Source organism: Coleofasciculus sp. FACHB-1120, from assembly GCF_014698845.1.
GTDB lineage: Bacteria > Cyanobacteriota > Cyanobacteriia > Cyanobacteriales > FACHB-T130 > FACHB-T130.
In genome coordinates this window covers 203,399-223,718 of sequence record NZ_JACJTV010000005.1, presented here as the reverse complement: position 1 = coordinate 223,718, position 20,320 = coordinate 203,399, and the positions used below count along the sequence as shown (strand labels likewise).

Below are 20,320 nucleotides of genomic sequence, written 5' to 3'. Positions count from 1 at the left end.
CAACTGATTAGGTGCGCGTGATTCGTCAATACTGACGGGCGTGTTGCATTCGCAACGCCAGAATGTGTTCGCAAGGGCCTTTGTACAGCTTATTCTGTTGATGCCAGTTGCAAGTACATTCTGCGGCTATTATACGCTCATCTGCGTCAACTGTCAATGAAGGATTCAAGGTTTTATCTTTGTCTGAAACATTACCTTGCAGACTAAACGCTTTCGTGGCATCGCTGGTAACATTAGTCACCTGCACAGCATTGTAAACCAAGAAACGGGTTGCCTTCTCTTCTCGCTCGTTGGCAAAGCGCAGGCGTTCCATCGGTAAAGGTTCTCGCGTCAGTTCCCGCACTCGATAAACTTGCTTGTTTAAGTCGTAAATTGCACGTCCGGCTTGCGTATAAGCACTTAAAGCACCGAGAACTACGGCACGGTTTAAACCAAGGCGTTCCGCAAGCGAGTCTGGACTTTCTACCCAATTCTTCTTCAGCGCCTCGAAAATTTGTTGCTGCGTCCATTTGTCGATGTCGGCGCGGGGTGCCATCAAGTCAAAGTTACCAGATTGCGCCCAGTCGTTTGCCGTCCATCCCGATAAACCGAGGGTAAAAGACATATCGCCTAAGTCAGCGACATAGAAGGAAGGCATACCCGTACCGAGTAGGTGAACGGTAAACTTTTTGGCGACGGGGATGAGACGTTCGAGGATGTGGAGGCGGCGGCGTCCCCAAACGCGGATTTCTTGTGATTGCGATCCAGTGTAGAGCGATCGCGCACAAACGATTTCAATTCCCCACGGATCGAACGTTATCCGCACGGGTTCCCCAGGTTTAAGATGGTAGCGCATACTGCGAGGCCCTTGTTTTTCCTTGTGGCGACGCAGCACAAAGCACATATTGTAAATATCCATCGGATGCAAATCAACTCGCGTTGCTGGTAAAGACATTGCAGAACTAACTTGCAAAAAACCTCTTACCCAACTGTCGGGTAAATCGATTTTGACTTCTTTAAAAGTTTCTTCGTGCGTAGTTTGAACTTCAAAACCCGATGGATCTATTTCAAATTTGGTATTTTTGTAACTGCGGATTTTCTGAAACTCGTCGTAAAGTGCCGCTGAATAATCAATATTAGTCGTACCGCAGGCAAACTCGTTGATGTTTTTAAAAACTTCGTAGCTGGCACCGAGACGACCATAACTTGATTCATCCTGGCTGAAACATTCAAAAAATACTTCATCGGGATGAACTGTAATCACCGGATCGAGAACAAACCAAGCATCGCGGTCTTTTTGAAAAAGGTAATTAAAATAGCGGCGTTGTGCTTTGTAGAAAGATTCCCGCCGCTGGTAACTATGCTGGCTTAATTGATTGAGTTCATCCTGCAAGGGCTTGATTTGATTCGCAACTTCTTGGTGTTGCGCGGCGATGAGTTGCCAGTCTAGATCCTGTTGTTTTGCTGCCCATTCTTTATATGCCGTTTTGTCTTTGGGTTTGAACCGCATATCAGAGACGACAACATCGTGTAAGGCGCTAATCGCTTCCCGAAAAGCGACATTCTGACGCAATTCTCCAATAAAGTACGTGGGTTCGCGTTTAATATCGGGAGAAAAGGACATCTGGGTGTTTGCACCGCTTTCATTAACAGATGTACTTCCGTTGTAGGCGTAGTTAAATTCCATAAGGTTTGACTTCTAGGAAATGGGAGAAAGTAGATTTAAAGAACCGCAGAGGCGCTGAGGGCGCTGAGAGAAGAGATAAGATACTTAATGGTTTTTAGGGATGAGGAATGAAGCGCAAAGACCCGAAGAGAAGAAAGAGAGGAAAAGGTTTGATGGTTAGCTTTAGTTTCTGATTTGGGAGATGGCTTTTACCTGAATCGGTAAGGATATCTGAGGGTAAGCTTTTTGAATTTTCAGCATTATCTGAATTGCTGTGGCTTTGTCGCCGATTGCCATTGTGACAGATTGTCGGGTGAGAATTTCAGTGACAATTTGTGCAGCTTCCTCGCTTTTTTGGGCTTCGGTATCTAGAAAAGCAAATATTCTTTGTTTGGAAACTCTTCCCCGATTGACACCGGACAGGACGCTGATAAAGTATGGCGTTAGGTCTCGCAACCGTTGGGAATTATTTACAGCATGGTTTTCTAGATAGTTAGTAGCAAAGGTCTGCATATCTGTTGAGGGATGTTCGCTGAATTTGAGTAGGTATTCTTGTCCATCGGTTTCTTTGAAGTTGCGAGTTACTAAATCGCGCCCAAAAGAACGAACATCTTCGCGAATGCTGTCACAGACGCTAACCATTACTTCTGGTGTCCAATCTTCATTAGTGAAATCTGTGCTAAAAATTCTAGATGCAAATTCTCGCGAATCATCCCACTTTGACTCTAGTAGCCGCACTGCTGATAACATTTCTTGGGAGTTGGTGCGGATACGGTTTAAGGTTTTTAAAAACATTTCTCTTGCTGCTTCACGCACTGATAAAATTTCGTGATTTGCCAGCTTGACAATCTCACTTGTCTCGAAGTCAGGGAGAAAGCGATCGCTATTTTCTCTCAATACCAAACCACCTAATTCCTGTGCGACTGAAGATTTAGCACGAAGGAGCTGCATCGCGCGTTCTTTGCTGATATTAGACATCCATCCTGGTATGTCTTCTCGCATCAGTTGTACTACATCCTTGTGGACACCTTCGTGTCTCTCTGGCGTAATTAAGACATCAATAAAATCAGATGCTAACTCGGTAGCAAAATTTGGATTATTAGCTGCCAAACGTCGAATCACTGGACGGATTGCGTTACGAATATCAGCGACAGCGTTAATTGCCATTGAGACGATGAGGATGCGATCGCTTAATAATCTCTCATCAGGTAGTTGTCCAAAAATCCTCACCCCAATCCCCCGCACCGACTCATAAGGAGAGGAAAGAAGTAATTCAATTAAATCTGGCGGTAGATCAACAGCACGAATATCATGATTTAATAGAATTCTTGCGCCTAATTCTTGAATCTCCGGCATCGGGTGATTAAGTAAATCAAGGATTACACCCAACCCCAAATTACACAGTTGCGGCGCAAAACAGAGCAACAAAGTTTCACTAATTTCTCTTGACATATCTGTTTGCGTAGGTTCTAGTACCAACACAGCAGCAATGATTCTTCCGATGAGTACCCTGGCGGTTGTATCGGTTAAAATTGATGAACTTAGTAACCTTCGCGCAAAAGAACGGGTATCAGCTTGTTGACTGGTCACTAAACCCGCGATAAAGTCACTGGATTCAAAAAAGAATTCTCGTTGCTGTTCGATCCAGCGATAGGCTTGTGTACGTGCTTCTTGGAATGCACAATTAGCAAGAGCCAAAACTAACTCGCTGTTGGGTTGGGCGGGGTTGTAGCGATCGCGTGCCAGTAAAAATCCGAATTCAGCAGTTATTGCGTAGGGTTTATTCAGGAATTTGATTAATGTGTCTGTGTCAAGGCGATCGCAAAATTCTTTGCAGACGCGCAACGCCTTAACTGCAAAATGATGCACCGGACGGCAATCACTTTCTATTAATAACTGTACAAGTGCTGCTGGGTTTTGCTGCCAAAGTTCGGGAAAAGCTTCTTCTCTAACTTTCGGTTCTGGATCTCCTGGTTTGTAACCGTCTCGACAACGCCACGCTTTATGATGAGAGGCATAGCGGGGACTGTTTTCGTAGAGAATATGATTAAAAATTACATAGCCCGCATAAGTATCCCAACCTCTAGTAAAGCTTTCATAGGAACGGCGTTGTCCGTTCCATCTCCTGAAAGTTGACTGCTTGGCTGGTTGAGCGTCATCATCCGAATACTGTAGGAGAATATTGACTGCAAGATTGATATAGTTAGAATCGCTTTCTTCACCCAAAGTTTTAAGAGTACGCCAAACTCGCCGCCGCAGATATTCACGAGTTTGTTGGCTGTAAACTTTATTTGACTGCGGACTCTTGAGTTCTTCAGTGTAACGACGTTGCCCGGTCCTATAATATTCGCGTCTTGCCGAGTCCCATTGCCAACCTGTACGTTTATTATTAAACGTCCCCGGTTCTTTCTCAAAGGCATAAGCAAGGATGCCAAAAACTTCTGCATCATGGCGATATTCAGCCATTTTGAAAATATGGCGAATTCGCTGGAAGTAGTTAGATTTAAAAGGTGTTTCGCATAAAATATCAAGTAGTGCTGGACGCACGTACTCGTTATCGATTTGATAAATAGTATCGAGGACGGCAAAACGCCTGTAGTCGCTGCTATTTAAATAATCGCGAAGTGTAGTTGCAAATGCTTCTGCTGTTCCATTTCGGGCTAAATCCCGCAACTCTAAGGGCAGTTGTTCTATCTTCTCAGAACGCATCTGCCCTTGTGTCTGTTCATCTGATAATTTAAATAGTGCTTCCCAGGCGATGCGGCGGACGAATTCAGCAACCGATTTATGCTGGGAAAGTTCTCTGACAAAGGGAATGGCACTTTCATCCCCACACCAACCCAACGCCCAAGCGATGCAGTAATCTCTCAAAGGTTCGCCAGTTCTAATGAGTTGAATTAACAACGGCGTAGCTTCCCCGATTTTAAGTTCGCCAGCCCGCCAAATCGCCCGTTCCAGAGGCCATTTTCGATTGTCCCGGTTCGCCAAACGGTTGAGGATGGCTTGGTGGCGTGGGTCGCTGGTGACTGGTACATTACTTGCAGTTTGGACTGGTGCGGGTGCAGCCGCCTCGCTAACTGCCCCAGCGGTGACATCCCGATAGCCCTTCTGAATTTGGGAGTCAATCAGCTTATCGAACACTCGCTGCGCTTGGGCTAAAGGTACAGCCTGAACCGTCTTTGTACCTTCCTTGAGCGTTGTGCCGCGTCGTCCGTAGCGAAAGTTAACGAGGTAGCGGTTTTCACCTGTCTTGCAGAGATCGACTTCGTAGACTTTATCTGAACTCCCGGCTTGGTAGAGAAGCGTAGTCCGTTGGATGAGTTCCATACGAGTGTCTCAAGGCTTGCTGTGTAAATAGTATAAATGTACTATATAATTGCCAAAAGCGATCGCCTTTTTTGGAGAACTCGTCAACGCTGTTTTCGCTGTTCTCGGTTGACGCAAATACAAAACCCAACTCAAGTTGGAGGTATGCAGAAATTAGGCGGGTGCGTAGGCGCAGAATGGGAAAATCGCTTAAGCGATCGCAAGTATCAAAGTGCCGAAAGAGCGATTCTCCCCCAACTTTAGCCTCACTGCATAGCCTCACCGCACAACCTTAGCGACGGTGGAACTCGACGACATCGCGTTTAATTGTGACATCGTAATTGCCAAAGAAGTCGTGTCCTAACAATCCCATATCTTGTTCTGGGCCAGCGATCGCTACTAGCACTTTGCTGGCGACAGCACCATCTACGGCAATCGATTGCACATAGCCGACGGGAAACTCAACTCCCACCGCACTCGCTGTATCTGCCTTGACAGTCTTCACCGGCACCACTCGCAACGCTGATGCCATCCGGCGGGTAATCATCGTGCCGCTGGCCCCGGTGTCTACAATCATCTCAAAAGTCTGCCCGCCATTAAAGGTTACATCAATGACGGGTGTGCCACCGGCGCGACGTTTGATTCTGGCTTGAAAGACTCGTTTGTTCCCCTCATCGGTGCCGCAGAGGCTCCCCAAATCTATCGTTCTGCCCCCCGGTGCTACCATGAAGCAAGCCGCGTCCTGAGCCTTCGCCGCCTCTGGCACCCCCGCTACAGCTGCGTAGGAAACCAGCCCAGTTAGAGAAACTACCACGCTTAGAAATCGTTTCATCTTGCTTTCCTGTCTCATTAATTGAGCGCCCAGCAGATTGATTATTGCTCAATTTTTTAATTTCTGATGGCTGCTGAATGGTTTTACAAATCTGGCTTATGGCAAGGGCTTTTGTCGAGGGCGAATCGCGCAGCTGATGCGCTTCTAGTCCGCCTCCCCTGTAGAGACGCGATTAATCGCATCTCTACTAATCGCTAGAGGATTGCTTCTGCAACTCCACATCGGTGAGACACCCCCGCAACGGTGAGATTTGACTATTCTATTATTTCGGATAAGCTTCGGATAAGCATTGATACCCGCTAGTAAAGCTAATCTGCGAAGAAAAACACCACAAGAACCCCCAGGAGGATCGGAAAGTGCGATCGCCTCCTTTTTACTAGGGTAGCGGCATGTCAGCGCGGGAGTTGGGGAATCTCTTTAAATCTGACATCAGCCAGTACAACCTCTCGTTTTAGACTCGCCTTAGAAAGTATCCTGAAGAAGTGTTTCACCTCGTTGATATATTTCACGAGCATAGTCAGTCCAAGCTCCTTGTCCCCAGTAACGAAAACAGCTTGTTTGAAGCAAAAGATTATTCATCAGTGCCTCTCGATAGCTGGATTGTTGGGTAACAGATTCCCCAGCAGAATAGCTTGATTCTGCTTCCCCTTGGAGCAATCGGTCGATTTTATCGTGAAATAAAGCACTGAGTTTATTCATCGGAGTCAAGACATTTTCATATCCCTTCACCCAACTCAGGTGATTCGTCCAAGAAGCGCCATCCATGTGAAAGTTTGGATTAATCTGCTTCAATTCTGCAATCGCATTGGCAACCGCTTCTGGGGTACAATTTTCGACACTTACTCGCTCCCAAATTTGGTGTTGACCAATTGCTTGACAAGTTGGATAATCTTCAGGCGTGCAACCTGCGGCTTCTATGAGTTCTAAGTATTCTGTACCTGTCATTCCGACAACCCCTGTTTTTCCTCCGCCTTCATTTGCCATTTGATACCAGGCTTGGTTGAAAGCGCTAGGAAATTCATTCATCATCACGCCGCCATTTTCACCATCTCCAATCTGGGTAACGATGGGGGGTACCGAAACTTTACCTAATTGCTGCCGAGATAGGGTTTTAGCTTCGTAGTAAGGCTGCATTTGCGCCACTAATTTTGTATCGGAACCTTGAGTCTTAATCAGTGCCGTAATACTAATCGTTTCGCCATTAGAATTTCGCGCAACCAAGCGGTGAGGCAAATGCTTATAGGGCAAAGATTGACCCGTTAGCGTTTCAACAGAATGCTCTTGAACCATTACCCAACGGTATCCACATTCTTTCAGTGCTTTTACAAATTCAAACAGGGTATCTGGGTGGTTGGGAAGGTGCATTTCTGGAGGAGAAAATCCTTTCACTCGCGCCAGTGCATCCCATCCAAAAATGGCAGCAAAATGATGTTGCCATGCTTGAATATGTAATTTGATATCGGGAATCGGGGTAGAAGGAATAACCGCATGACTCCACATCGTCCCCAGCCATTCTACATAAGGCTGGTAAGTAGGGTTACAGGTGATGCGCTTGAGATTTTCTAAGATGTCTCCTCGTCCCATTTGCCGCAGTCCCCAGAAGAGATTGCCGGAGAAATCTAGCATGACGCGGGGATTACAACCATTCGCAACCAGTTCGGGAATAAAATCCGCTATACGGCTATAACAATAGGCAAATGGCCCTGCATTATGGTTGTCTCCTTCGTAGGGATGCTCAAACATATATTGCAGGTTGTTCTGGAGTTCGCCATTCGCACCAGTGGGGATGGTAGGTTGGTGCATATGGAGCGCGATCGCAAATCCAGCCGTTACTTCTTCTAACCGAATATTTGTGGTAGGCAAAAATACAGGGTCATCCTGGTTTACGACCGAACTAACTTCTTTTTCCCATCCAGAAATGTTAGGCAATCCATCAATTATTTCGGATAAAACAGGAAGCGTCGTTTTAGGAGATGAGGAAAGCATTACAGATTACTCTAATAATAGATGAATTTATTTAATTATTATATAAAGGATTTGTAAAATAATTACATTGTCTTTGATACCGTAAATAGCCAGAAATAAATTCCTTAACCATTTACAGTACCAAAAACTATCCAAAAATCGCACTAAGATAATGTGCTGGGATAACGCACTGGGATTAAAACGATGCTACAAGCGATCGCTTTCAGATTGCCTTAACCTTTGGTTCGGCGAACATGATCGGCAATTCGCTGCTTACGTTCCTCTGAGTTTTGAGGAGATGCCTTGATAAACTGTCCCGAACTCCGAGATAAATGCTCCATAATTCGCTTCTTGCGGTCATCTGCACTTGCCATAATTTACCTACTAAGTAAAAGTGTGATTCTGGGCTTTATTCTCTATTATTACTAATAAGTTTAAAATTTGCATCCCACTAAAGGGTTAAACCCTTGTTAACTATTTGTATTTTGTTTAACTGAATTTTAATGTAAAATTGGCTACTTAGTTTTCAGTAATATTTTGCATGAAGTACAATCTCTCGCTGTTGCTCAAACTCCTTGCAACATCACATTAATCTCCAGTTAGTTTTAAAGGATTTCTGAAAAGTTTCTATTACTACGTTGCGGCACTTTAGGTTCACCTAAATCCCCCTTCAAAAGGGAGACTCATGAGTTGATTCTCCCCCCTCTTTACAAGCGTAGCGGCGCTCTCTTCGCGGGGGCTGGCGGATATCAAAACGACTTTCGACACTTCTCAGACCTTCTCTTAGCTAACTTTAGCTTTAGAGATTAGCGCGTTCGCGTTAGCGTTCCCGAAGGTAGGGTAATTTATGTCAGGGCGGAGTTGGTCATTTAATAGATGATTCTAACATCCGAATTGTATTTTTATTGGCATCAATTTCTACTTGCACACCGACTGGCAAGGTAAATTTATCTTTGACATGACCAATCGGTGAACCATACCAAGCTGGGATTCCTAAAGGTTGAATGTGTTCTCTCAATACTTGAGATAAAGTTAGGGAAGGCTGATTATCTTTGGGTTGGCAATCAGTACATTGCCCAAAAATAAACCCAGAAATTTGGTTGAGAATACCCGCTAATTTTAGCTGAGTCAGCATCCGGTCGATCCGGTAAGCTTCCTCGCCAATTTCTTCTACAAATAAGATACTTTGTTTCCAATCTGGCAGATAAGATGACCCCACCATTGCCGCCAGTACCGATAAATTACCCCCGGCTAATTTTCCCCTAGCCTTTCCAGGCGTAATTATTTCCACTTTAATGCCAGCATTCGGGGGATTTTGCATGGTGACGGCTTCCCCATTAAAGAGAATGCGTTTAACGTAATCGACTGTAAATGGATTCCAAGTGGATGTGCCGACAGGACCATGAAAAGTGACAACGCCACTTTTGGCATAAATTGCTAACAGCAGCGAAGTAATATCGCTGTAACCGATGATGATTTTGGGAGAAGCTTGGATTAGAGGATAATTCAAGAGTGGCAAAATCCGATTGCAGCCCCAACCGCCACGCACAGCAACAATCGCTTTTACAGAAGCATCGGCAAACATGGCATTTACATCAGATGCGCGATCGCGATCGCTTCCTGCCAAATAACCGTAACGATCGAGAAGATGCTTCCCTAATTTGACCTTTAACCCCAAACTTGCCAGGGTTTTCTGTACCTGTGCAATGTCTTTCGGTTCAATGGGACTGGCGGGATTAATTAATCCCACCGTATCGCCGACTTTGAGGCGGGGTGGTTTTACGGCGGTTTTTAAAAATGGATTTGCGATCGCGATCTGTGGCAACTCAGTTGCGATCGCGGAAAGTGCAACGGTTTTAAGAAACTGGCGGCGATTAATCAGGGATGACAAATGACGATTAACAAATCACGATTGGCTATTGACAGTTTCCCACAGGGTCTTGAGAATTAGATAAGTAGAGGTGGCAGCATCTCCTCATCGGTCAGTTCTGACTTGCCTGCGACTGCCGTACTAGCTCGTAGGAACATCGTGCCATACAACGGCCCGCTGGCACCCCCGACACTGGAAATGAGAGTCATGCTGACAGTTTTGAGACTGAGTATTTTAACAGGTCAATTCAGTAGTCCAAGATTATAGATAATTACCTCATTTTTTCAGAGGTTTTGCTGCAAAATCAACTTACATTCGATTACGTTCCAACCCACTGTCCATCATTATCATAGTTGAGCGAGCGGGTGTATCCAGCCGCGTTCCAGACAGCATCAAAGATAGGTTTCATGACTTGAGCAGGAGCGAAATTGAAGTCTTCAACTACAACTTCCGGAACCAAAAGGTTATCTCGGTCAATGGGACTACCAGATGACCGGCCAAATTCTGGATTAACCTCCATGATGTAATCCTTCACTCCTAAGAAGCTCAGTATGATGAAAAGAGGCGGTTCAACACCAAGATTTTGCTGAAGGGGTAAGAACCTGTAGATTGCCTGAAGAATCTCTTGTTCGTACTCTTTAAAGATAACGCCTCTGCCGTTGTAGACAGTAACTGTTACAGCATCAACAGCTTCGATAATCCCATTTCTAAAAGTCTGTAGATAAGAATAAGCAAAATTCTCATTGGGAGCCTTGCTAAACGTCAGGTGTCCATCAAAGTTATGCCTCTGCTGCCAACCATCGCTGGTTAATGGCTTAAAAAGCTGAGAGTATTTATTGTAAAGAGAAGCGACATCAAAGCTGGATGCCGGATCAAACGCGCCAATGGGGATAATGTGCAGCACCAACTTAGCTCCTGCATTCATAAGAACCGGAGTTTCTTGCGCCACAATATTGCTAAGACGCTCTTGGCGGAAGTGTCGGATGCGATCGGTAAGGCTTTGCGATAGAGTAAAAGCTGTCCTTAATTCCCCTACATCGAGCTGATACTTACCTGCTGAGTTACGGGAATAGAATCTTGATGCATTTTTAAATTTCACCATGTGAGGCAGCGAGAAACTTCTGGGTATGTTGAAGACAATAACTATTCGCGTGTTATGCAAACGAATAGCCTTAACCCTCAACCCTGGTATTCGTGGTGCTATGCCGTCTTGGATGCTGCTCTCAAGTCTCAAGAGTACAGCGTCTACATCGCTGATATCTAAACCACAAATCTCTGTAGGGATACCCGCATCTTCTTTAATCCCGTAAATTAAATAACCCCCGGATGCATTAGCAAACGATGAAATATCATAGAGGAATTCTTTCTTATCTGGGTCACTATTACCAGGTAATTCTTGCTTATATTCTAGTGCCTTTCCCTCAGCGATCTGGTTGAATAATAGCTCCTGAAGGTCGGCTTCGTCGATAGATTCTAATAATTTATTACTGAGTGACATATTAAAAATGCAGCTTAAGACAAGAACTTACAGGCAACCTGAGCTTTATTACGGTCTAAGGGCGTTTGTGTACTTTAAAGCTAACACTTAAATCAGAAAATATCTAACCAATAATTCTAAATCCGATAAAGCGATTTTCCAACCTTCGATATCTAACAACATTCACAATGTTGACATTGCCCTCTGACTTATTTAGGTTCTACCTTTGAGTTCCATGTCGTAGCACTAACTACGCACTACACGATCATCGGAGTTGTTGATTAGCTCTTTGATGAGCGATCGCATGTTATCTTCAGCATCGGTCAGCTATCTTATTTTTCTCAACTCGCCTCAGTTTTAGGCAAGTGGGATCTTGCGATTCGGTGATGTCTCAATGTTATGCCAGACTGCAACTTCGACTCACCAGGCAACTGCGGGGTTTGCCGTTGTTGAAATCTAGAATCCTTGTATTACTGGCAATTCAAGGATAATTTTCGCAAAGATATTGATAAATAATCGCAATAAGTCTAAAGTAATTTCTAGTTTACTGGTTGAGCGCACCAAAGCGGCGGTTTCCCATCGTTCCGAGGCGCTTGACGTTAAGACAGCATATTTAGGGTTGCAATAGCAAGAAACACAAGGCAGAAGGCATCGATAGATTTGGCACCAATCCAGAAAATAGTAAAAAATCGGTTAATCGGGGAAGTCTTAGGATTTATACAGCCACGGCCCTCTCTGCTTGTTGGCTTAATTCTGAGCCTCTTGATTCTCCTCATTTGCCTGGTAGTCAGTATTGGCTATGGTGCAGCCGACATTTCTGCAAGCACCATTTATGAAGCGTTGACAGCGTTTGATGGGTCTGCGGATCACTTGATTATTCGGACGATCAGGATACCGCGATCGCTCATCGCCATCCTGGTTGGTGCCGCAATGGCGATCGCGGGTGCGATTATGCAAGGCATCACCCGCAACCCCTTAGCTGACCCCGGAATCCTGGGAATCAACGCCGGTGCCGCAATGGCGGTGGTCATCGCCGTATTTGCTTTCGGAACAACCGATCCAAGTTTTTATGCTTGGTATGCCTTTCTGGGTGCCGGTGCCGCTGCGATCGCTGTCTATTTCCTCGGTTCCTTGGGTCGCGGTGGACTCACCCCACTCAACCTCACCATCGCCGGTGCAGCGATTAGTACCTTCCTGTCTTCAGTGACAACCGGCATCCTGATTTTCAGCCAACGCACCCTTGATGAAATCCGTTTTTGGATGGCTGGATCGATTGCGGGTCGTGACTTCACGATTGTCTGGCAAGTGCTGCCCTATATTACCCTCGGACTGATATTAGCCTTCGCTTTAGGTAAACAAATCACTACCTTGAATCTCGGTGAAGATGTCGCTAAAGGCTTAGGTCAACGAACCGCATGGGTAAAAGTTGCCGCTGCTTTCAGTGTCATCTTACTGGCAGGCAGTGCCGTTGCTGCCGCTGGCCCGATTGGATTTATCGGTTTAGTCATCCCCCACGTTGTCCGCTTGCTGGTTGGCGTTGATTACCGCTGGATTATGCCCTATTCTGCGGTTTTTGGAGCCATCTTACTGTTAACCGCAGATATCGGTGCCAGATTGCTGATTAAGCCGCAAGAACTCCCAGTCGGAGTCATGACTGCTTTAGTTGGTGCGCCCTTGTTCGTTTATCTTGCCCGCTTCAAGGTGAAAAAATGAACAAAAGCTGGTTGGTCGTTCGTTCTAGGGCGCTTCCGGTCTCCTTCCGGATCGATCGTCGTATCCCAACGATTCTAAGTATCCTGCTGTTCGTTACCCTGACGGCGATGGTTGTCAGTGTTTCGTATGGGGAATATCCAATTCCCATCATCTCCGTCATCAAAACCTTACTCGGACTGGAAACCGGAAACCCTGACTATCCCTTCATTATCAATACCCTGCGACTGCCGAGAACCTTAGTCGCGGCTCTTGTGGGAGTGGCATTGGCGGTTTCCGGTACGATCTTGCAAGGCATTACCCGCAATCCCCTAGCTGACCCAGGCATCATCGGGATTAACGCGGGTGCAAGTCTGGCAGCAGTTAGTCTGATTGTTTTGTTTCCCAACGTCCCGATTGCAATCTTGCCGGTGTCTGCCTTTGGGGGAGCATTGGCGGTCGCTTTCCTGATTTACTTTTTGGCATGGGATAAGGGGAGTTCTCCGGTTCGCCTGATTTTGATTGGTGTCGGGATTGCCGCAGTCATCGGCGCTTTGACTAGCTTGATGGTGACATTCGGTGAGATTAATAGTGTGAGTCAGGCGTTGGTGTGGTTGGCGGGGAGTGTCTACGGTCGCAGTTGGGAGGAGGTATGGTCGGTTGCGCCCTGGTTCGCGGTGTTGGTGCCATTGGCTTTGGGGAAAGCGCGACAGCTGAATGCTTTAAATTTGGGAGATGATGTTGCCAAAGGGCTGGGTAGTTCGCTGGAATGGGAACGCGGCTGGTTACTTGCGATCGCTACTGCGTTGACGGGGGCGGCGGTTGCTACCGCTGGTACGATTAGCTTTGTTGGGTTAATGGCACCGCACATCGCCCGTCAATTGGTGGGTTCAACTCATGAGGGGTTAATTCCTGTCTCGGCAACGATTGGGGCAATGATTGTGGTGGTTGCTGATTTGCTAGGGCGATCGCTATTTGCTCCGACTGAACTTCCCTGTGGTGTAATTACAGCCGTGATTGGCGCTCCTTACTTTATCTATCTGTTGGTGCAAAACCGCAAACGATGAACCCAAAGATGAACCGACTCTCCACCCGCAAGCTCACCTTGGCTTATGAAGGTGTGCCAATTATCAAAAACCTTGATTTGGCGATTCCCGAAGGGAAAATAACCGCTTTAGTGGGTGCCAACGGTTGCGGTAAGTCTACGTTGCTGCGGGGTTTGGCAAGATTGCTCAAACCCCGGAACGGGACGGTTTATCTGGATGCGGCTGATTTGTTCAAGTTATCCACAAAAGAGGTCGCCAAGCAATTGGGGATTCTTCCCCAAGGGCCAGTGGCACCCGAAGGGTTAACCGTGCGAGATTTAGTGGCGCTGGGGCGTTATCCTTATCAGAACTGGTTGCAACAGTGGTCAAAAGAAGATGAGCGGTTGGTCGCGTTAGCGCTGGCGACGACTGGGATGACCGAATTGGCAGAGCGATCGCTCGATACTCTTTCGGGCGGACAGCGACAACGCGCTTGGATTGCAATGGCGCTAGCTCAGGATACAGAGATTTTACTCTTAGATGAACCCACCACTTTCTTAGACTTGGCGCACCAAATCGAGGTGTTGGATTTGCTTTTGGAGTTAAATCAAACGCAAGGACGAACACTGGTAATGGTGTTGCACGATTTGAACCAGGCTTGTCGCTATGCAGATTACCTAGTAGCGGTGAAAGAAGGTTGCGTTTATGCCCACGGAACCCCGATGCAAGTGATGACAGAAGAAATGGTGCGCGAAGTATTTGGGCTGGGTTGTCGCATTGTGGAAGATCCCGTAGCCGGGACACCGATGTGTATTCCGCTGGGGCGGAAACTGAAGATCGGTCAAGAAGCTGCCTTGAAGGGCGATCGCATTTCTCCTTGAAACTTTGGCGAATCCCAATTATTCACATCTTGATTGAGGCAAGAAGTCTATTATCAATTCGCAAAAAATGTAATGTTTAATTCTTAGAGGATGTCTAGAGAAGTGTCAAAAGTTGCTTCGCTCCCCCCAGCCCTCTTTAAAAAGCCTACCGTGTACACACAAGTCTTCTTAAACTGGCAAGTCCCGTTTTGATCCCCCCAACCCCCCTTGAAAAGGGGGGCGAATTAAGTCAAAGTCCCCCTTGAAAAGGGGGATTTAGGGGGATCTCTACCATTTAAGCGTCTCGATTATGGCTTTTCAGACATCTAATAGCAGCAGGTTTTTATTAGAGATTCTTTGCCTTTCATTCATCAGTTTAAAAAGGGTAGCATGCGCCATCAAATCGGATATTTGAAAAGAAAATTTTCCCGAATTTTACCGTTAATATTAGGTTTCATCTTTACTTTATTTTTGGGCAGCCAAAGTCTAAGCTTACCGGCTTCCTCGACTGAAATCCTCTGGGACACCTACGGCATCCCGCATATTTACGGCAAGGATGCAGGAAGTGCATTTCGCGCCTTTGGTTGGGCGCAGATGCAAAGTCATGGCAACCTGCTGTTGCGCCTCTACGGTCAGGCACGGGGACAAAGTGCCCAATACTGGGGAGAAGAGTACCTAGACTCCGATCGATGGGTACAAACGATGGGAATTCCCGAACGTGCCAGCGAGTGGTATAAAGCGCAGAATCCCACTTTCCGCAGTTATCTAGATGCCTTTGCCGCTGGAATCAATGCCTATGCTAAGGAACATCCCGACCTGATTGATGATGAAGTGAAGGCAGTGCTACCAGTCCAGCCAGTGGATATTCTGGCTCACGAACAGCGGGTAATGAATTTTACATTTATTGTAAATCCACAGATTGTTCAAGGCCTTGCCGATAACAAATCAATGGGTTCTAATGGATGGGCGATCGCGCCTAAGCATTCTGCAAGCGGGAACGCGATGCTACTGGCAAACCCGCACCTGCCTTGGTCAGATTTATTTGTTTGGTACGAAGCTCAGATTACCGCACCAGGAATTGATGCTTATGGGGCGACACTCGTTGGACTTCCCGTACTCGCGATCGCATTCAACAATAATCTCGGCTGGACTCACACGGTAAACACCCATGACGGGTGGGACGCTTACGAACTGGAACTAAAAGACGGCGGCTATCGCTTCGACGGTAAAGTTCAAGCCTTTGAGACAGAAAAGAAAATCTTGAAGGTGAAGCAGGATGATGGCACACTGCGCTCAGAATCACTTGTGGTGCAACGTTCTCTTCACGGTTCTGTTGTCGCAGGCAAGGAGGGAAAAGCCGTGGCATTGCGGGTTGTGGGGCTTGAGCAACCCGGAGCGTTAGAGCAATGGTACGCGATGGCGCGTGCCACCAAATTGCCTGAGTTTGAGGCTGCCCTAAAGCGGTTGCAGATTCCGATGTTCACCGTGATGTATGCAGACCGCGACGGGCACATTATGCACCTCTTTAACGGTCAGGTGCCAATTCGCCCATCTGGAGACTTTGACTACTGGGAAGATATCGTTCCTGGCGACACCTCGACAACCTTGTGGACGAAAACTCATCCCTACCGCGATCTGCCCCGCGTCCTAGACCCCCCCGGCGGCTGGCTACAAAATGCCAACGATCCACCGTGGACAACGACTTTCCCAGTGGCGTTAAATCCAGCCGACTTCCCGCCCTACATGGCTCCGCAGTTCATGCACTTTCGAGCGCAACGCTCCGCGAGAATGCTGGATGAGGATAAAAAGATTTCTTTCGAGGAAATGATTCAGTACAAGCACTCGACACGCATGGAAGTGGCAGATCGTTTCCTGGATGACCTAATTCCCGCCGCACGGCAGTATGGAGATAAATTAGCACGTCGAGCCGCTGATGTCCTGCAATCTTGGGATCGGAATGCCGATGCAGATAGCCGGGGTGCGGTACTCTTTTACCTCTGGGCGGAAGAGATGGAATTCGATAATGCATTTAGTACCCCCTGGAACGAGAATTCCCCGCGCACCACACCCAACGGCTTAGCAGATCCTCAGAGTGCAGTGAAGGTGCTTTCTACCGCAGCCGCCAAGGTGGAAGAGGCTTATAAAGCCCTAGATGTCCCCTGGGGGGATGTTTTCCGACTGCGCTCTGAGGGTGTGGATCTGCCTGCCAATGGCGGTTCTGGAGACCTTGGCATCTTCCGCGTTCTCGATTTTGCCCCGACGAAAGATGGTCGCTTCCAAGCGGTCGGGGGCGATTCTTACATCGCTGCGGTCGAGTTTTCTAACCCAGTCAAGGCGATGGCACTGATCGGCTACGGGAATGCAACTCAACCGCGATCGCCCCATATTAGCGATCAGTTATCGCTATCCGCCCGCAATCAGTTGCGTCCGGTATGGCGATCGCGTCAGGATATCGTTGCTCATTTGGATGAGCGCAAGGTATTCTGAGGCAGATAACTGGTGTCATTGAAGTCGGACTCAATGACACCAGTTGGCTTTATTACTTGCTTTGTACTTAATAGAAGCTAGAAGCGATCGCTCTTCATTCAAAGCAAATCGTTTTGTTACTTGAATGCCGCCTCATAGGCATTCTTCATTACGGTTGTCTTGTTGAAATCGCCTCGTGTATTCACCAAGACTACAGCATCGATACCGTCTGGAAAATGCATGATTACACCCGTAAATCCTTTCTTCTCAGAGGCGATCCAATCGCCGCCATGCTGGTAGTATGTGCCTCGCGTCCCGCTTGTTTTTTTCCAACCTAATCCCTCGCTCAACATTTGTTCGGTGGTCGGTTTTGAAAGGACTTTGTGGTAACGGATGTAAGCAAGAAACTTTGCCAGGTCTGTGGCGGATGCATACCAGCCAAAGGCGCTACAAGAGTCGCTATAGTCTCCCCATAACTTCCCTGGCGTTTTGCTGGTGTTGTAGTAAAGAGTGGGGTTATTGACATCCGGCTGGCAAGACATATTCGCAATTGTCATCTTGCTCAGGATTTCAGTCTGAACATAACTCACATAATTCTGACCGGAAACCTTCTCAATGACTTCTCGCAACAGACAGAAATTAGAGTTTTCGTAGTCATAAGGGTTTCCCGATGTTCCCTGTGATAACAAACCAGGCAAGTTGCCGCAACCGACCCCGGCTTTCAAACCACTGGTATGAGTCAAAAGCTGCCGAATGGTAACATTCTCAACACCTTTGCCAGCGACAGGAAATTTATTCTTGATCAGCGGATAAAATTTGTCATCCAGCGAGAGCTTCTTCTGTTCAACTAATTTCATCACCGCTACGGCTGTAATCGGCTTGGAAATACTCGCAACAGTCATTCTTTTTGTGGCAGTTAGCCCTACGCTTGGCTGCTTTTGAGCATTTGGATCTGGGTTTAAGGGCTTCCCTTCCCAAGGTGCCCGTGCCCAGCCTTGAGCGCCTGATTTTACTAGCTGTCCCGACTGCACAATGGCGTAAGAAAAACCAACGGCTCCTTTTTTGGTGAGTTCTTGTTTCAAGTAGCTTTCCATCTTTGCGGGGTCAAAAGCTTTGGCGTTAGAGACGATGCGACCGGATGGTTGTTGAGTTTGCCCTGACACGCCAGCTCTGGTTGGCTGCAAACGACTAGCTTCTTGATGGTCTTTTTCCTCTGCTTGCTGGCTCAACTCGATGTATCGGGCTTCATCAGCACTGACGACTCGGCTAGCTCCAGTTCCGATTGGCTTCTGAGCTACAGCCATCCGGCTGATAGGAGCATAAAAATTTGCCAAGCTCCCGACGAGAACGACTAGAGACAAGGATAAACGCTTGCCGTTAAAAGGAAAATTCTTGGCATCTTTTGTAGGGCGCGTAACTTTCATGGGATGTTCCTCAATTTGGGTTAGGCGTTTTGGGTGAAAACGCTTTCACTTGATTGATAGGTTGGCTGTCAATTTTTTATGCACTTCCCTGAAGTCATGCGTCGGAGGGATAGTGTAATTAAGACGTTTTCGCCGTTTCTATCATTTGAGGCGGAGCGCTGCAAAGGTTGGACGATAGACCGCAAACTGCAGTGGGAAAGCAGGCGTTAACCCTACTTTCCCACCGCTCTGCTGATTGATTCCAGTTCTCTAGAAAGAAATTGAAGCAGCAGGGGTTGGGCTGATTGCACAAAGAAATGGTCTCCGGGAAGCATTTGCCGGGAGAAGTCAGCGCTTGTCTGCTGTCGCCAAGCCTCAAGACGCTCAACACTGACTTTGACATCCTGCAAACCACCAAAAGCAGTGATAGGACACTGAAGCGGCGGTTCGGTAGCATAAACATAAGTTTCGAGAACAGCAAAATCTGCCCGAAGGATGGGGAGCAGCAGTTCCATCAATTCGGTATTCTCTAGCACTGCTTCGGGAGTCCCGTTAAGACGACGCAATTCCTCGATAAAAGCGGGTTCTGGCAGGGCGTGGATAGGTAGCTCTTTTGGCGGGATTTGAGGGGCGCTGCGACCGGATACAAACAGATGGACTGGACTCATCCCATACTCTCTGCGGAGTAGACGAGCCACCTCGAAGCTGACGAGTGCGCCCATGCTGTGACCGAAGAAAGCAAATGGCTTGTCTAAGTATGGCAAAAGGGCACGAGCGATCGCCTGCACCAGAGGTAAAGCCTGAGTAAATGGCGCTTCCCAAATCCGCTTTCCTCGTCCGGGGAGTTCGACAGCACAAACTTCGACACTCACAGGTAGAGCCTGAGACCAAGTGCGGAAATTTAGCGCCCCACCACCCGCATAGGGGAAGCAGAACAGGCGCAGACTTGCCTGGGTCTTTGACTTCGGAAAGATTATCCAGGCATCATCAGTTATCATCATTATTTCCGACACACAAAGTAGACTATGCCAGCCTCATCGGGGGGTGCCAATTCAGATTCTGTATTGTAAACACTTACTTTCTCAAAGCCTGCATCATTTAGAGCCGACTGAACTTCTGCAATAGAATACCCTTTCACCAACCAAGTCGTATCTAAACGTTGCCAGTTTATTTCCGCTTTGGAAAAGATAGTCATGTTGATTTGACCTACTTGTTCTTCTGCGTCATAATTGCGTACCATCGCCCAGGCATAATCATCTTTAACATCGCCCAGCATTGAACCGTTCCAACTTGACTGATACCGTTGTTGCAAGCTCAAGTCGAACACAAATAAGCCGTTTTCCAGCAACGCCGCATATACGTTTTTAAAAACGCTAATTAGTTCATCAATGTCGAGGACATGATTAAGTCCATAACTTGTGGAAACAACCGCATGAAAGGTTGATGGTAATTTTAAAAAGCGTACATCGCTCAGAATAAATTTGCTATCCGATGCCTGCTGGCGAGCATAAGTTAACATTGCCTCAGAGCTATCAACTCCAGTTACTTGATAGCCTTTTTTTCGTAGGTATTGTGCCAACTGCCCGGTTCCACAACAAAGGTCGAGGATATGCCCTTCTTCCGGGAGATGTGGTAGCAGCAAATGTTCTAAGTATGGCAGTGCCGTTTTAATGTGATCCGGCCCCCAACTTTCGTTATATATCTGAGCGAAAGGATCGTAATTAGAATAGAACGTTGCTGAAGACATAAAATTCTCTCCTGTTTACAAGAATGGTTTTTAAA

The 20,320-nt window shown here is 46.9% G+C and carries 15 protein-coding genes and 1 pseudogene; 5 read left to right on the top strand and 11 right to left on the bottom strand.

The annotated features are described in order from the left end of the window. Nucleotides 1-25: 25 nt before the first annotated feature. Both H6H02_RS07780 and H6H02_RS07775 read right to left on the bottom strand, forming a co-directional pair. Entirely contained in the window at nucleotides 26-1,666 is a 1,641-nt protein-coding gene (locus H6H02_RS07780) for an SWIM zinc finger family protein (RefSeq protein ID WP_190816279.1), read from the bottom strand. A 162-nt stretch (nucleotides 1,667-1,828) separates the two neighbouring features. Continuing rightward, complete coding sequence (locus H6H02_RS07775; RefSeq protein WP_190816277.1) at nucleotides 1,829-4,972, bottom strand: HEAT repeat domain-containing protein; 3,144 nt, start codon at nucleotides 4,970-4,972, stop codon at nucleotides 1,829-1,831. A gap of 36 nt (nucleotides 4,973-5,008) precedes the next feature. Here H6H02_RS07775 and H6H02_RS07770 point away from each other — a divergent pair, with 36 nt between their 5' ends. Next, nucleotides 5,009-5,215 (top strand): hypothetical protein, encoded by a 207-nt coding sequence (locus H6H02_RS07770; protein ID WP_190816275.1) that lies wholly within the window; start codon nucleotides 5,009-5,011, stop codon nucleotides 5,213-5,215. Nucleotides 5,216-5,243: 28 nt separating this feature from the next. Here the strand turns inward: H6H02_RS07770 and H6H02_RS07765 are convergent, their stop codons facing one another. The 6 genes and pseudogenes from H6H02_RS07765 to H6H02_RS07740 form a co-directional block, all read right to left on the bottom strand. Further along, nucleotides 5,244-5,783 (bottom strand): retropepsin-like aspartic protease, encoded by a 540-nt coding sequence (locus H6H02_RS07765; protein WP_190816273.1) that lies wholly within the window; start codon nucleotides 5,781-5,783, stop codon nucleotides 5,244-5,246. Nucleotides 5,784-6,245: 462 nt separating this feature from the next. Beyond that, nucleotides 6,246-7,769 (bottom strand): glycosyl hydrolase family 57, encoded by a 1,524-nt coding sequence (locus H6H02_RS07760; protein ID WP_190816271.1) that lies wholly within the window; start codon nucleotides 7,767-7,769, stop codon nucleotides 6,246-6,248. A gap of 212 nt (nucleotides 7,770-7,981) precedes the next feature. Next, the gene (locus H6H02_RS07755; protein ID WP_190816269.1) at nucleotides 7,982-8,122 is read right to left on the bottom strand and encodes a hypothetical protein; all 141 of its coding nucleotides are present in this window, start codon (nucleotides 8,120-8,122) and stop codon (nucleotides 7,982-7,984) included. Between the two features lie 491 nt (nucleotides 8,123-8,613). Then, a complete protein-coding gene (locus H6H02_RS07750) occupies nucleotides 8,614-9,639 on the bottom strand; it encodes an LD-carboxypeptidase (protein WP_190816267.1) in 1,026 nt (341 codons plus the stop codon). Nucleotides 9,640-9,713: 74 nt separating this feature from the next. Continuing rightward, nucleotides 9,714-9,842, bottom strand: a pseudogene (locus H6H02_RS07745) (DAK2 domain-containing protein); the annotation flags it as partial. Between the two features lie 95 nt (nucleotides 9,843-9,937). Beyond that, entirely contained in the window at nucleotides 9,938-11,116 is a 1,179-nt protein-coding gene (locus tag H6H02_RS07740) for an ATP-binding protein (RefSeq protein ID WP_190816265.1), read from the bottom strand. A gap of 696 nt (nucleotides 11,117-11,812) precedes the next feature. Here H6H02_RS07740 and H6H02_RS07735 point away from each other — a divergent pair. From H6H02_RS07735 to H6H02_RS07720, 4 genes are all read left to right on the top strand, one after another. After that, entirely contained in the window at nucleotides 11,813-12,808 is a 996-nt protein-coding gene (locus H6H02_RS07735) for an iron ABC transporter permease (protein WP_347342584.1), read from the top strand. Next, entirely contained in the window at nucleotides 12,805-13,851 is a 1,047-nt protein-coding gene (locus H6H02_RS07730) for an iron ABC transporter permease (protein WP_190816263.1), read from the top strand. The genes H6H02_RS07735 and H6H02_RS07730 overlap by 4 nt, the downstream gene beginning before the upstream one ends. Nucleotides 13,852-13,859: 8 nt before the next feature. Beyond that, nucleotides 13,860-14,690, top strand: a complete 831-nt coding sequence (locus tag H6H02_RS07725; protein WP_190816396.1) for an ABC transporter ATP-binding protein — start codon at nucleotides 13,860-13,862, stop codon at nucleotides 14,688-14,690. Between the two features lie 369 nt (nucleotides 14,691-15,059). Further along, nucleotides 15,060-17,156, top strand: coding sequence for an acylase (locus H6H02_RS07720; RefSeq protein ID WP_190816261.1), 2,097 nt, complete (start codon nucleotides 15,060-15,062; stop codon nucleotides 17,154-17,156). A gap of 116 nt (nucleotides 17,157-17,272) precedes the next feature. On the opposite strand, the gene H6H02_RS07715 is transcribed toward H6H02_RS07720, so the two are convergent. The 3 genes from H6H02_RS07715 to H6H02_RS07705 form a co-directional block, all read right to left on the bottom strand. Then, nucleotides 17,273-18,559, bottom strand: coding sequence for a serine hydrolase domain-containing protein (locus tag H6H02_RS07715; RefSeq protein WP_190816259.1), 1,287 nt, complete (start codon nucleotides 18,557-18,559; stop codon nucleotides 17,273-17,275). A gap of 212 nt (nucleotides 18,560-18,771) precedes the next feature. Continuing rightward, nucleotides 18,772-19,536, bottom strand: a complete 765-nt coding sequence (locus H6H02_RS07710; RefSeq protein WP_190816394.1) for a thioesterase II family protein — start codon at nucleotides 19,534-19,536, stop codon at nucleotides 18,772-18,774. Nucleotides 19,537-19,538: 2 nt separating this feature from the next. Next, the gene (locus H6H02_RS07705) at nucleotides 19,539-20,285 is read right to left on the bottom strand and encodes a class I SAM-dependent methyltransferase (protein ID WP_190816256.1); all 747 of its coding nucleotides are present in this window, start codon (nucleotides 20,283-20,285) and stop codon (nucleotides 19,539-19,541) included. Nucleotides 20,286-20,320 lie beyond the last annotated feature (35 nt).

Excerpts from the sequence above, each read along its gene's own strand:
- H6H02_RS07780 (WP_190816279.1), bottom strand. The coding sequence starts at position 1,666 with ATGGAATTTAACTACGCCTACAACGGAAGTACATCTGTTAATGAAAGC.
- H6H02_RS07775 (WP_190816277.1), bottom strand. The coding sequence starts at position 4,972 with ATGGAACTCATCCAACGGACTACGCTTCTCTACCAAGCCGGGAGTTCA.
- H6H02_RS07770 (WP_190816275.1), top strand. The coding sequence starts at position 5,009 with ATGTACTATATAATTGCCAAAAGCGATCGCCTTTTTTGGAGAACTCGT.
- H6H02_RS07765 (WP_190816273.1), bottom strand. The coding sequence starts at position 5,783 with ATGAAACGATTTCTAAGCGTGGTAGTTTCTCTAACTGGGCTGGTTTCC.
- H6H02_RS07760 (WP_190816271.1), bottom strand. The coding sequence starts at position 7,769 with ATGCTTTCCTCATCTCCTAAAACGACGCTTCCTGTTTTATCCGAAATA.
- H6H02_RS07755 (WP_190816269.1), bottom strand. The coding sequence starts at position 8,122 with ATGGCAAGTGCAGATGACCGCAAGAAGCGAATTATGGAGCATTTATCT.
- H6H02_RS07740 (WP_190816265.1), bottom strand. The coding sequence starts at position 11,116 with ATGTCACTCAGTAATAAATTATTAGAATCTATCGACGAAGCCGACCTT.
- H6H02_RS07730 (WP_190816263.1), top strand. The coding sequence starts at position 12,805 with ATGAACAAAAGCTGGTTGGTCGTTCGTTCTAGGGCGCTTCCGGTCTCC.
- H6H02_RS07725 (WP_190816396.1), top strand. The coding sequence starts at position 13,860 with ATGAACCGACTCTCCACCCGCAAGCTCACCTTGGCTTATGAAGGTGTG.
- H6H02_RS07720 (WP_190816261.1), top strand. The coding sequence starts at position 15,060 with ATGCGCCATCAAATCGGATATTTGAAAAGAAAATTTTCCCGAATTTTA.
- H6H02_RS07715 (WP_190816259.1), bottom strand. The coding sequence starts at position 18,559 with ATGAAAGTTACGCGCCCTACAAAAGATGCCAAGAATTTTCCTTTTAAC.
- H6H02_RS07710 (WP_190816394.1), bottom strand. The coding sequence starts at position 19,536 with ATGATAACTGATGATGCCTGGATAATCTTTCCGAAGTCAAAGACCCAG.
- H6H02_RS07705 (WP_190816256.1), bottom strand. The coding sequence starts at position 20,285 with ATGTCTTCAGCAACGTTCTATTCTAATTACGATCCTTTCGCTCAGATA.